The organism is Haloechinothrix alba (assembly GCF_900188115.1).
GTDB lineage: Bacteria > Actinomycetota > Actinomycetes > Mycobacteriales > Pseudonocardiaceae > Haloechinothrix > Haloechinothrix alba.
In genome coordinates this window covers 204,856-218,129 of record NZ_FZNW01000002.1, presented here as the reverse complement: position 1 = coordinate 218,129, position 13,274 = coordinate 204,856, and the positions used below count along the sequence as shown (strand labels likewise).

Annotated in this window: 9 protein-coding genes; 6 read left to right on the top strand and 3 right to left on the bottom strand. The window is 70.4% G+C overall.

The genetic code is table 11. From position 1 onward, the window contains the following. Nucleotides 1-137: 137 nt before the first annotated feature. Entirely contained in the window at nt 138-3,731 is a 3,594-nt protein-coding gene (locus CHB84_RS02500) for a hydantoinase B/oxoprolinase family protein (protein ID WP_217898443.1), read from the top strand. Between the two features lie 109 nt (nt 3,732-3,840). Here CHB84_RS02500 and CHB84_RS02495 read toward each other — a convergent pair whose 3' ends face one another. Beyond that, nucleotides 3,841-4,536 carry an esterase/lipase family protein gene (locus CHB84_RS02495; RefSeq protein WP_089299818.1) on the bottom strand — a complete coding sequence of 232 codons (696 nt, stop codon included), beginning with the start codon at nt 4,534-4,536 and terminating at the stop codon, nt 3,841-3,843. A gap of 279 nt (nt 4,537-4,815) precedes the next feature. Between CHB84_RS02495 and CHB84_RS22685 the strand changes: the two genes are divergently transcribed. The 3 genes from CHB84_RS22685 to CHB84_RS02475 all read left to right on the top strand — a co-directional run bounded on the left by CHB84_RS22685 (nt 4,816) and on the right by CHB84_RS02475 (nt 7,965). Further along, entirely contained in the window at nt 4,816-5,442 is a 627-nt protein-coding gene (locus CHB84_RS22685) for a hypothetical protein (protein ID WP_176439748.1), read from the top strand. A gap of 168 nt (nt 5,443-5,610) precedes the next feature. Next, nucleotides 5,611-6,411 (top strand): L,D-transpeptidase, encoded by an 801-nt coding sequence (locus tag CHB84_RS02480; RefSeq protein ID WP_089299815.1) that lies wholly within the window; start codon nt 5,611-5,613, stop codon nt 6,409-6,411. 30 nt (nt 6,412-6,441) lie between these two features. Further along, nucleotides 6,442-7,965: an RNA polymerase sigma factor gene (locus CHB84_RS02475; protein ID WP_089299814.1), complete on the top strand. Its 1,524-nt coding sequence runs from the start codon at nt 6,442-6,444 to the stop codon at nt 7,963-7,965. Between the two features lie 59 nt (nt 7,966-8,024). Here the strand turns inward: CHB84_RS02475 and CHB84_RS02470 are convergent, their stop codons facing one another. Next, a complete protein-coding gene (locus tag CHB84_RS02470; protein ID WP_089299813.1) occupies nt 8,025-9,032 on the bottom strand; it encodes a Kelch repeat-containing protein in 1,008 nt (335 codons plus the stop codon). A gap of 80 nt (nt 9,033-9,112) precedes the next feature. Beyond that, nucleotides 9,113-10,957: a hypothetical protein gene (locus tag CHB84_RS02465; protein WP_089299812.1), complete on the bottom strand. Its 1,845-nt coding sequence runs from the start codon at nt 10,955-10,957 to the stop codon at nt 9,113-9,115. A gap of 174 nt (nt 10,958-11,131) precedes the next feature. On the opposite strand from CHB84_RS02465, the gene CHB84_RS02460 reads away from it, so the two are divergent. Together CHB84_RS02460 and CHB84_RS02455 are read left to right on the top strand one after the other, a co-directional pair. After that, on the top strand, nt 11,132-11,731 hold the full coding sequence (locus tag CHB84_RS02460) for a hypothetical protein (protein ID WP_089299811.1): 600 nt from the start codon (nt 11,132-11,134) through the stop codon (nt 11,729-11,731). An 82-nt stretch (nt 11,732-11,813) separates the two neighbouring features. After that, nucleotides 11,814-13,256, top strand: coding sequence for a pyridoxal-dependent decarboxylase (locus CHB84_RS02455; protein WP_089299882.1), 1,443 nt, complete (start codon nt 11,814-11,816; stop codon nt 13,254-13,256). Nucleotides 13,257-13,274 lie beyond the last annotated feature (18 nt).

Below are 13,274 nucleotides of genomic sequence, written 5' to 3'. Positions count from 1 at the left end.
GGTGTGTGGTGCTGATCGTGTAGCGGCGGGACGTCGCCGGGCACGTGGGTGCCACCGCCGCTGTCGCGCCCGACATGCCGCGCTCCGTAGGCTCGGGGCAGGAGAAGCGTGTGTGGTCCGAGAGAACGGAGAGGTCAGTGGGCTGGGAGTTCTGGATCGACCGGGGCGGTACGTTCACCGACATCGTCGCACGGCGGCCGGACGGCTCCGTGGTCAACCACAAGTTGCTCTCGGAGAACCCCGGTCGCTATGCCGACGCCGCCATCGCCGGGATCCGTCACCTGCTCGGTCTGGCAGGCAGCGAGCAGATTCCCGGGGACCGGATCGACCAGGTACGGATGGGGACGACGGTGGCCACGAACGCGCTGCTGGAGCGCCAGGGGGAGCGTACGGCGCTGGTGATCACCCGGGGTTTCGCCGATGCGTTGCGTATCGGCTACCAGAAGCGGCCGGGCATCTTCGACCGCCACATCGTACTCCCCGAGCTGCTCTACGAGCGGGTGATCGAGGTCGACGAGCGGGTCGCCGCGGACGGCACGGTACTGCGCGGGCCGGATCTCGACAAGCTGGCAGGCGAGCTGCGGCAGGCCCGCTCGGACGGGATCGGCGCGGTGGGGGTGGTGTGCATGCACAGCCACCTGTACCCGGAGCACGAGCGTGCGATCGCCGAGCTCGCCGAGCGTGTCGGGTTCGGGCAGGTGTCCCGGTCCAGCGAGGCCAGCCCGCTGATGAAGCTGGTGCCGCGGGGCGACACGGCGGTGGTGGATGCGTACCTGTCCCCGGTTCTCGGCAGGTACGTCGACCAGGTCGCCGCGGAGATGCCGGGTGTGCGCCTGATGTTCATGCAGTCCAACGGGGGCCTGACCGAGGCGGGGCACTTCCGGGGCAAGGATGCCATCCTGTCCGGGCCCGCAGGCGGCATCGTCGGCATGGCGCGGATGTCCGGGCTCGCCGGGTTCGAGCACGTCATCGGCTTCGACATGGGCGGCACATCCACGGACGTCTCGCACTACGCGGGCGAGTACGAGCGGGTTTTCGACGCGCAGGTCGGCGGGGTGCGGCTGCGCGCGCCGATGCTGGAGATCGACACGGTGGCCGCGGGAGGCGGTTCGATCCTGCATTTCGACGGCAGCCGGTACCGGGTGGGCCCGGACTCGGCCGGCGCCGATCCCGGTCCCGCGTGCTACCGGCGCGGTGGGCCGCTGACGGTCACCGATGCCAACGTGATGCTCGGGCACATCCAGCCGGCGCACTTCCCGCACGTGTTCGGACCCGACGGTGACCGGCCACTGGACGCAGGCACAGTGCGTGAGCGCTTCACCGAACTCGCGGCGGCGATCGCCGACGGGACCGGCGACCGTCGCGCACCGGAGGACGTCGCGGAGGGTTACCGGCATATCGCGGTGACGAACATGGCCAACGCGGTGAAGCGGATCTCGGTGCAGAAGGGCCACGACATCACCAAGTACGTGCTCACCACGTTCGGTGGCGCGGGCGGCCAGCACGCCTGCGCGGTCGCCGACTCGCTCGGAATCGACACCGTCCTTGTGCCGCCCATGGCCGGGGTGCTCTCGGCGCTCGGCATCGGGCTTGCCGACACGACCGCGATGCGGGAGCAGTCCGTCGAGGCGCCGCTGACCCCGGGCGCGATGGACACCCTGCACTCCGGGGCCGACGCGATCGAGGAGTCCGCGCGCGCGGAGCTGCGCGCCGAGGGGATACCCGAGGACCGGATCCGGGTGACGCGGCGCGCCCACGTGCGGTACGACCGCACCGACACGGTCGTTCCTGTGGAGCTGACCGGGTACGAGGAGATGGTCGCCGCGTTCGAGCACGGCCACCGCGCGACGTACTCGTTCCTGCTGGAGCGCCCGCTGATCGTGGAGGCGCTGTCGGTGGAGGCGACCGGGCTGACCGAGGCGCCCGACCTGTCCGCGCTCGGCAAGGCCGGTACGGAGCCTGCCGGGCCGGTGGACAGGGTCTCGCTGTACACGGGGGGCGCGTGGCACGAGGTGCCGCTGTACGAGCGGGACAGCCTGCGCGCGGGCGACGAGGTCGACGGCCCTGCCGTTGTCGCCGAGGCGAACGCGACGACGGTGGTCGACGAGGGCTGGAAGGCGTACCTGGCAGACGGTGGCCATGTGATCGTCGAGCGGGTGCGGGCCCGTTCCGGAGCGGACGTCGGTACCGAGGCGGACCCCGTCCTGCTGGAGATCTTCAACAACCTGTTCATGTCCATCGCCGAGCAGATGGGCTCACGCCTGGAGTCCACGGCACAGTCCGTCAACATCAAGGAGCGGCTGGACTTCTCCTGCGCGCTGTTCGACCCGGACGGCAACCTCATCGCCAACGCCCCGCACATGCCCGTGCATCTGGGTTCGATGGGAACCAGCGTCAAGGAGGTGCTGGACAGGCGTGCGGGCACCATGGCACCGGGTGACGTGTACGCCGTCAACGACCCGTACCACGGGGGAACGCACCTGCCGGACGTCACGGTGATCACGCCGGTGTTCGACACGCCGGGCGAGTCCGTACTGTTCTACGTCGCCTCCCGTGGCCACCACGCCGAGATCGGCGGGATCACGCCGGGGTCGATGCCCGCGCACAGCAGGCATGTCGACGAGGAAGGCGTGCTGTTCGACAACTGGCTGCTCGCATCAGGCGGGCAGTTCCGCGAGGAGGAGACCCGGCAGCTGCTCGCGGGGGCGACGTACCCCTCGCGGAACCCGGACACCAACCTCGCTGACCTGCGCGCACAGATCGCCGCGAACCAGAAGGGCGTTGACGAGGTCAACAAGATGATCGACCACTTCGGACTCGACGTGGTGCAGGCCTACATGCGGCACGTGCAGGACAACGCCGAGGAAGCGGTTCGCCGTGTGATCGACAGCCTGGAGGACGGGGAGTACACGTACGAGATGGACTCCGGGGCGGTGATCGCCGTGCGGATCACTGTGGACAGAAAGCAGCGCTCGGCGACGATCGACTTCACCGGAACCTCGGCACAGCTGCGCACCAACTTCAACGCCCCGGCGTCGGTGGCGACGGCGGCCGTGCTGTACGTCTTCCGCACGCTGGTCGCCGATGACATCCCGCTCAACGACGGCTGCCTGCGGCCGCTGCGGGTACGCATCCCCGCAGGGTCGATGCTCGCACCCAGCCATCCGGCGGCTGTGGTGGCCGGGAACGTGGAGACCTCGCAGGCGGTGACCGGCGCGCTGTACGCCGCGCTCGGCGCGCAGGCGGAAGGGTCCGGGACGATGAACAACATCACCTTCGGCAACGAGCGGTACCAGTACTACGAGACGCTCAGCTCGGGTTCCGGAGCGGGTAACGGATTCGACGGGACGGACGTGGTGCAGACGCACATGACCAACTCCCGGCTCACCGACCCCGAGGTGCTGGAGTGGCGGTACCCCGTGCTGCTCGAGGAGTTCGCGATCCGCCGCGGCAGCGGCGGGGCCGGCCGGTGGCGCGGCGGGAACGGGGCGTCGCGCAGGTTGCGGTTCGCCGAGGCGATGACCGTGTCCACGCTGACCGGGCACCGGCGGGTCCCGCCGTACGGCATGGCGGGTGGCGAGCCCGGGGCTCGCGGGGCGAACCGGGTGGAGCGTGCCGACGGGAGTGTGGTCGAGCTGGACGGGTGCGACTCGGTGGAGCTGTTCGAGGGCGACGTGCTGGTGGTCGAGACCCCGGGCGGCGGCGGGTACGGAGCGCCCGCCACCCCGTGACGGGCGCTCCGTACCCCGCGTCGGGCGGTCCGGCACCCCGCGTCGGGCGGTCCGGTTCTGCTGAGGAGGTGTCCGGCAGCGCCCGCTCGCCCGTCAGCTCCTGCGGGTGCTAGCGCACGAAGTCGCGCACGTCCCGGTACACCCGCGGATCCAGCGATAGCTGGATGTGCTCCATGCACGCCGTCTCCGTGTTCGACGCACCTTCGAGGACCGTGCTGTCCTGCGGGATGATGACCTCGTCGCAGGGTGACCACCAGGTCCCGTAGTTCACCGGACCGGGTGTCTCGTCCTCGGCGTTGAGCTCCGCGAGGAACTCCGAACCGATCCGCATCTCGCGGCAGGAGTCCGGTGTGAAGCAGAAGGGGGTGGACGCCCACACCGTGCCGTGGTTGGGGCCGCCGAGCGATACCCAGTCGTCGACGTACTCGGTTCCCCCGCCGAACTTCAGGTACCAGCGCGAGCTGACACCACCCATCGAGTGCGTGATGATATCGATCTCGGCCACGCCGTGCTCGTGCCGAATGTCGTCGACGTGCCGCGCCACTTTCTCCGCGATCTCCTGGTTGGATTCCGCGCTCACGTAATCCATCGTATGGAGCCGTTCCGGGTTCCAGCCGTCGGCGACAAATTGGGTGATGAACGAGGCCCACTGCGCGCTGTTCTCGTTCCACCCGTGGATGAACAGGATCGGATCATGCCCCGTGTCTTGCGCGCGAGCCTCCTGCGTACTTGCCGTGCCCAGCGCGACCAGGGAAAAGGCTGCGGCAGCGAGAGCGGTGACCAGACGTCTCGTCGGGGTCGCCATCGCTTTCCCTCCCGTGGCAGAGGTCCGTTATTGTGGATCGTCAATATAGGCAGCCACAATTCCGGGGTCAACAAGAATCCGGTTGAGCAGTGCGCGGGCACATCTCGGTGTTGTCCGGTTGGAGTCCGCCGACAACCTCGCGCTCGTTTTTTGTGCGACTTCGCGCGTCCGCTCCCGGTGCGACGTCCCCGCCCTGATGGGGTGTAAGGCCGTGCACGCTCGCCCGTCAGGAGGGGTGACGCGGCTGGATGGGCCAGCCGATCGGTGGAAGGAGCAGACATGTACACCAGGACGTCACCGACCGCACGGCAGCGCCTCTCGTGGACCGCGACCGTCCTTGCGGCCCTGTCCCTGGCATTCGTGCCGGTGGGGACCGCGTTCGCGCAGCCGGAGGAACCCTTGGAGCCCGGGGACGCGCTGCAACCGGATGACCTGCTGACACCGGATGATGACCTGCTGCAGCCGAAGGACCCGGGCGGCGAGAATCCGGAACTGGCGATTTCCGTGGAGCCGCAGTGCGAACCCGAGGCGGGAGTCGGCTACGAGATCGACGGTGAGGGAGTACCCCCCGGTCCGCATCTCTACCGCGCCGACTGGCAGGAGCTGCCCGCGGGGTCCTCCGGTTCGGAGAACGGCAAGTCGGGTTTCATCAGCACAGGCGAAGGCGAGTTCGAGGTGCGCGGCGTCGCGACCGGGGTCCTGGCCGGAGCCGACACGTACGAGACCGAGTGGCAGGTCGTCACGGTCGACTGCACGGATGAGGACGACGGCGAGGACGACGGTAAGGACGACGACGGCGAGGACGACGGCGAGGACGACAGCGGTAAGGACGAGGAGGACGGCGGCGGATCCGGCTCCGGTGTCTCCCGGGACATCGTTGAGGCCGCGCCGAACTTCACCGGCTGACAGCACGGCAGCACGTAGGCCCGCCCATGCTCGTGGGCGGGCCTACGCATGTCCGGCAGCCGTTTCCGGAAGCAGCGCCGCAGGGGTGTAAGGCCGGTTCGGATGGATCGTCAGGACGGGTGGCAGGGCCGGCAGGCGGCCCGCAGGTAGAAGACCCGGGAGGATCCGATGAACGTCACGACTCGCGACCCGGAAACCCGCATGCGCCCGGCCCTCGTGCTGGTCGCGGTCGGCACGCTGTTGCTCGTGGTGGCGGGAGTGGTCGCTGCCGTGCTGGTGGCGGGCCGGGCAGCGACCCCGGCCGAGGACGGCTCCGGCGGCTCAGCGCGGCCCGGCGATGCGTCGTCAGCAGGCCAGGACGGCCCCGGCGCGCTGGTGGCGCGGGCCACCGGAGAGACAGCGATATACGACGACCCCTTGGAGCAGACCCCGTCCGGGACGGTTCCGGAGGTGACCCCGTTCGGTACCGAAACGGTCATGCTCGTCACCGAGAACGGCGCGGCAGAGCACGACGGCTGGTTGGAGGTCCGTACCCCTGTGCGGCCCAACGACGCGACCGGCTGGGTCCGGGAGGACGCGGTCGAGGTCGACGAGGTCGATCTGGCCGTGGATATCGACCTGGACGGCAGGGAGCTGACCGTGCTCGACTCCGGCGAGGAACTGCTGAGCACACAGGCAGGTATCGGTGAGCCCGCGTACCCGACCCCACCCGGTCGGTTCTACGTCACGGACAAGCTGCAAACCCCGGAACCCGGCGGGGCGTACGGTCCGTACGCGCTCGGGCTGTCCGCGTACTCCGAGGTCCTCACCGAGTTCATGGGAGGCGACGGGCAGGTCGGCATCCACGGCACGGATACACCGAGCAGCATCGGGCAGGCGTCCTCACACGGCTGCGTGCGGATCTCCAACGAGTTGATCGAGGAGCTGGCGCACATGCTTCCGCTGGGTACGCCGGTGACGATCTCGTGAGACGATGAGAACCCGGTCCCGGGAGCGATTATGCGCGAGCACGCCGCACACTCCGAGCGGGGCGACGAGGAGCTCGTCGTCGCCTGCTGCGCGGGCGAGCGCGCGGCCTTCGGCGTCCTGGTCCAGCGCTGGTTCGACCGGTGCTGGAACGTCGCCTGGCGGATCCTGTACGACCGCGACCTGGCCTCGGATACGGCCCAGGACGCCTTGCTGGCGGCCTGGGAGGGGATCGACAGGTTGGATACGCCCGCCGCGTTCGGCGGCTGGATCCTCCGGATCGCGCGCAACCGTGCCCTTGACCGGCTGGACAAGGAGCGTCGAGCCGTGCCCACCGCTGATGAGGGGGCCCTCGAACCGGGTCCCGAGTCCAACACGCTTGCCGACCCCGAGGCCGAGCTCACCCGCGCCCAGCAGCACGACCTCGTGTGGGCAGCGTCCGCCGCGCTCGGTGAACGGGATGCCAGCCTGCTCGATCTGCACCTGCGATACGGCATGGAGCCGAATGAGCTGGCTGCCGAGCTCGGCGTGGCGCCCAACGCGGCGCACCAGGCACTGTTTCGGATGCGTAAGCGGCTGGGTGGCGCGGTACGCGCGTGGCTGCTGTGGCGGGACGGAAGCCCGGGATGCGTAGCGTTGCGTGCGGAGTTGGCCGCCGCCGGGATCGAGCGGTTCACGGCGGAGACCGCGCGCCTCGTCGACCGGCATGCCGGTGACTGTGCGGAGTGCAGCGACCAGCGCGAGCGGGTGAGTGCGCCGTCCGCGCTGTTCTCGGCTGTCCCGCTGATGGCTGTGCCGCTGGCGACGCGCGCGGCGGCCGTACGGGAGCTGGCTGCTTCCGGGGTACCGACGGGAGACGCGGCTCCCGGCACGGTCGAGCTGCCCGCAGCGCCGGACGGCGATCCGGGGGTTCCTCGCGATGTGCGGGGACCCGAGACGGCCGCGGGTACCTCGACCGCATCGTCGTGGCGCCGTCCCGTTCGCGTGGCGGCCGCGACGTTGCTGCTGGCCGTGGCGGGACTCGGGGGTTGGCTGCTGTGGGGCGGTGCGGGTGAGGTGGTGTCCGAGGGGAACCCGGTGCCGGAGGCCGGTGTGGTCGAGGACGCGGATCGCGACACCACCACGCCGCCGACGCCGCCGGAGACCGGGGTCCCCGCGGAACCCGCGCCGCCGGAGCAGCGAGAGCCCACCCGGGACGCACCCACCCGAGACACGCCGACGCGGCAGGCGCCGACCCAGCCGGCCACGGAGGTGGCCGAGCCCGCACAGCCCGAGCCCGCTCCCGAGGTCGTCCGCTTCGATGTGGAGAGCTCGCAGCAGCAGTGCAGGCGAGGCGATGACTCGGCGCAACAGCCCCTTTACGGTCTGGTCCACCGGCTCTCCTGGGAGTCGACCCGCGCCGACGCGGCCACGTTGACGGTCGATGACGCCGATCCGGTCGATGTCGCTGTCACCGGTACCCGGCAGGAGTGCGCGCCCGCGGATGCCACGTTCACCCTCGAGGTCACCGGTCCAGGCGGGACGGACACCGCGACGCGGTCGGCGAGTGAGGGTTGAGCCGTGCCGTGTCGGGCGGTCCGGCACGCCGTGTCGGGCGCCGAGCCACAGCGCGTTGACTAGCCCGGTGCGTAGCGCTGGGTGACTTCCGACCAGGACAGTGGGGACAGCAGGCCCTGCCTACTGGCACCGCCTGCGATGACCAGTTCGTCGCGCACCACACCGTACCCCGCCCCATGTACGGCGAGCATGGATTCCGGGCCCTCTTCCCAGGTGTCCGCGCCGGAGGGCAGCAGGAAGTGCCGCTGGAGTACCCCTCCGGTGAGCGGGCTCGGGTCTTCCCCGTCGACGACGTGGACGGAACCGTCGACGACGCCGACGGCCATGGCGCTGATCGGTTCGGGCAGTGTCGGGCCGGCACGCCAGGTGTCGGTGACCGGGTCGTACACGTCCACCCAGTCGAGCAGGCCGCCGGTACGGCCACCCATCGCCCAGATCTCGCCGTCCAGCGTGACTGCCCGGACATGCTCCCGGTTGTCGCCGAGGGGCGCGCCGCGCGACCAGCCGTCTCCCGGCTCGAAGACGAGTATCTCGGTCGCCGGACCGTCGCCTCCGAAGGCGTAGAGCCTGCCGTCCAGCGCCACGAGGGCGTGTCCCATGCGTCCCTCGGGCATCGGCGGCTCGGATCGCCACCGCTGCGCCCCGGTGTCCAGCGACCAGACGCCGATTCGGGGTGACCAGTCGGTTGCCGAGGCCGCGCCGCCGGTGACGTAGATGGTCCCGTCCAGTTCGGCCGCCGCGGCGTGATGCCGCGGCTCCGGCAGGTCAGGGGCGCTCCGCCACCCGTCCTCTGCCGGGTCGTAGGCCTGCACGGCCGTCGACGTGCGGCCGGGACCGGTGAGCCCGCCGAGGACGAACGGCTCGCCGCCCGTGACGGCGGAGGCCACCTCGCCGCGCTGCTGGGGAAGGTCGGCCCCGCGCTCCCAGGACGAGCCGTCCTCGGGTGCCGGGTTGGTGGCGATCAGGGTCACCGCGCCGCCCACCACGAGGACGGGGAGCGCCAGGACGGTGATCAGTACGGCGCGGAGCACTCGGTGGGCCGGACGGGTACGCCGTGCGACTGCCATCGGTCCAGGATCCCCCGGTGCCGGTACGCGTATGCGGATTCACACGAGCGGCGGCGTGGCGCCCCTCGACGCATCACCCGTCACGCGACCGTTGCCCGTTCCCGGCGCTGCCTGCCTGCGGCAGCCGTCACGTAACACCACGCGAACAGGGCCCAGGCCACCGCGAATACCACTCCGACCGAGAGGTAGCCGAGCGTCCACAACACCGCGGGCGTGTCTTCCTTACGCTCCCGCTGCAGGAACGAGATCTCGTGGATGAAGTCGCGTTCGCCGGACTCCGCGCGGATCTCGGGGGCGTCCGCCTCCGGGTCCTCCGGGGCGTACAGCGGGGCGATCGCCATCGTGCGTAGCGGCGTGTGCAGCCGCAGCCCCGTCTTCCACTCTCCGTAGACCGGTAACGGCTCGGTCGACCGGTACACGCCGTCGTCGACCCGCTCCAGCTCGACGTTGTAGAAGTCGCCGCCCTGCCAGGCCAGGAACCGGAGCCAGATCGCGCCCTCGTCGGCATCGGAGGGCCGCAGCGTGACGGTGGCGTGCACCCACCGCGGCTCGGCGTCCTCGTGCGGGTAGGCCACATCCTGAGACTCGTCGCTCTCGGTGACCTCGAACTCCGCGCTGAGGCCGTCCTCGGGGGGCTGTGGCGGGACCGCCACGAACAACAGAGCGGCCGCGAGGAGCGCACCGGCGAGCCCGACGGCGTGCCGCGAGCGGAACCGCCCGCCGGCGGAGCCCTCGACGCCCGATACGGTGGCGCGCAGCGGGTCGCGCCCGGCGATGGCCTCGACACGCTGGTGTTGCCACGCCCCGATCGCGGCACCCGCGAGTGCGGCGGCGGTGCCGAGCGCGACGAACGCCGGCATCAGCTCGGTCGGCCAGGCGTACGGCATCACCACGCGCGAGAAGCCCCAGTCGGCAAGCATGCCGAGCACGCCGCTGGCGAGACCGGCGACGAGCGCGAAGCGGTAACCCAGCTGCCTGCGGGCCATGGCCAGCGCGACGAGCTCCACGACGACGGCCTGCCCGATGTAGGGCAGGAACGGGGAGGTGGGCATGTCCAGCGCGGCGGGCAACACGGCGTACAGGGCTCGCGATGCGAAGAACACGGCCAGCGCGATCACCGTGGCGCCGGGGCCGAACTGCATCCGGGCGAAGACCAGCACCCACGCGGACAGCAGCCCGACAAGCACCACCTGGCTGGCCAGCGGGAACTGCGGCACGCCGATGTCGAACTCCATCAGGAACGCCGAGGCGCCCATCAGCCACGCCCCGGCGAGTACCGGGGAGAGCACGCGTACGAACCGCCCGGAGCTGCCCACCTGGCGGGACTCGGCCAGCAGGAGCTGCAGGCCGAGGACGACAATGACGCCCCCGCCCACCATGAGCACGTGTGTCGGGCCCCAGAGGGTGACGTCCTGCCCGAAGAGGCGGTGCCAGATGTCGTCCAGCGGGAAGCCGCCTACTGCGACGAGCCCGGTGGCCGTGATCAGCACACTGCCCATCGGCACGTGCCAGTTACCAGGCAGCCGCAGCGTGCGGGCGGGCAGCGGCTCCCTGGCCAGGGAGGCACTCATGACACCGGTCAGGAAGATCCCGATGAGGCCGAGGTAGATCGGGTAGTGCGACGGGTTGTCCAGTGGTCCCTCATCCCTGCCGAAGAAGATGTGGGATGGGACGTCCCAGTAGACCCCGACAAGGGCCGCCACGCCGGACAGCAGCGCGGTGCCCATCGGGAGGGCCGCCCACCGGGGCAGGCCCGTGAGCCGGGCGGCCCAGTCGCCCAGCCGTCCGAGCGGGGTCCTCCTCCCGCGGCGTTCGGCGATGCCGAGCAGTACCAGCGGTACCACGGTGACCAGGAAGATCCCGAACGCGATCAGTACCTGGTCGAGGGCCGCGCCACCTGCCGGTGGCGAGTGGGTGAGAAGCATCGTCGATTCCTTCCGCGCGCGTGGTGCGTGGGCACGTGCAGCCGATGGCCCGTGGCCCCGGGACACTGACGCCGGACACGCAGATGAAACTTATGGTAACTGTTACCGAAAGTAACATCCTAATGGATGGGTGTATGGCGGCGGTTCTTTACCCGCACGGGTTACGGTTTACGGGTGAGCAGCTCAGCGCAGGGGCATGAGGCGCAGGACGGCACCCGTACGAGCTCGTACGCGCGATTCGGCCAGGAGTTCTTCCGTCACGCGGTCACGGTCGAGCGGATCGCCGAGTCGGTGGGTGACCTCGCGGGGCGACCGATCGAGTTCGGCCCGATGAGTGCCGGGCCGGGCGGTCTGGCCAAAGTCTCCGCGCGGGGGACGGTCGGCGAGCCCGTGGCGAGGCGCATCGCCGATACGGAGCCGCTGCGCTTCCGGGTGCACATCCCGGTGGACCTGCGATTGACGATCTCGCTCGGCGGTACTGCCCACCGGTTCCGGGCAGCGGTGGTGATCCCCGTGGAGCTGACCGCGCGGGCTGTCGAACCGTTGCGTGTGCACGTCGACGCCAGCCCGCCCGAGAACGGCGATATCGACGTAACTCTGCACGCCGACGGGGTCGGTGCCGGAGTGCTGCGGCGCGTGGCCGGTATCGAGGACGAGCTGCGCCGGTTCGTGGCACGCTACGTCGCTACGGAGATCGACGACCCACGGTCGGTCGAGGCCCGGCACGTCGACATCGCATCGATCATCGAGCGCGGCACACACCGCTCGGGATGACCGAGGCGGTCCGGAACTGGTGGCGTGGGACTGGTGGCGTGGCGCAACGGAGGTGGTGATGAGCGGGCAGGCTGACGACCACATGTCGGCTGAACAGTTCCGCGCGCACGGCAAGCAGCTCGTGGACTGGATCGCGGACTACCTGGCGGGAATCGAGTCCCACCCGGTACGCGCTCCGGTGCGACCGGGTGACATCCGTGCGCGCCTGCCGGAGAGCGCGCCCGAACACGGTGAGTCGTGGGACCGGATCCAGGCCGATGTGGATCGGGTGATCATGCCGGGTATCACGCACTGGCAGCACCCGAGCTTCTTCGCGTACTTCCCGGCCAACGCCAGCGGCCCGGCGATCCTCGGCGAGCTGCTTTCCGCGGGGCTCGGCGCGCAGGGCATGTTGTGGGAGACCGGCCCGGCGTGCACCGAGCTGGAGTCCGTGGTCGTCGACTGGCTGGCCGAGCTGCTTGGGCTGCCCGCGACGTGGCGGACCGACGGGCCCGGCGGCGGGGTGATCCAGGACTCGGCCTCGAGCGCCGCGCTGGTCGCGCTGGTCGCCGCGCTTCGGCGGGCCGGGCGGGTGGACGCCGACCGGACGGCGTGCACCGTGTACGTATCCGCGCAGACGCATTCCTCGATGGCCAAGGCGGCCCGCATCGCGGGCATCACCACGCCGAACCTGCGCACCGTCGACGTCGACCCGGACACCCTGGCGATGCGCCCGGACCACCTCGAGGAGCTTGTCGCGGCCGACGTGGCCGCCGGGTCGGTGCCGACGATGGTGTGCGCCACGATCGGCACCACATCGACGACGGCGATCGATCCGGTCGGCGCGCTCGGCGAGGTCTGCAGCCGCCACGGGGTGTGGCTGCACGTCGACGCGGCCTACGCGGGCGTGGCCGCGGTGTGTCCCGAGCTGCGCTGGATCAACGACGGTGCCGCCGAGTACGCGGACTCGTACGTCACCGACCCGCACAAGTGGCTGCTGACCAACTTCGACTGCAGCGTGCTGTGGGTCGCCGACCGGGGGCCACTGGTCGACGCGCTGTCCATCCTTCCGGAGTACCTGCGCAACCCGGCGACCGCCTCCGGTGAGGTCATCGACTACCGGGACTGGCAGGTACCGCTGGGGAGGCGGTTCCGCGCGTTGAAGCTGTGGATGGTGATGCGATGGTACGGCGCGACGAGTCTGCGGGAACACATCCGCACCGGCGTGGCACTGGCCGACGAGCTGGCGGGCTGGTTTCGCGAGCACGAAGACTTCGCGCTGCTGGAACATCATCCGTTCGGGCTGGTGTGCTTCCGGCCGTTGTGGCCGGCTCTGTCCCATAGGGACGCGGAGACCGCGACGGCCGCGTTGCTGGCGCGGCTCAACGACTCCGGCGACCTCTACCTCAGTCACACCAACATCGGCGGGCGCACGACGTTGCGGATAGCCATCGGGGCACCCGCGACGACGCGTGAGCACGTGCGCGTGGCGTTCCGGCGTATCGAGCAGGAGTACCTGGCGCTGCGTGAGGAACAGGCGGCCTAGCGGGAAAGCCGATGCCGG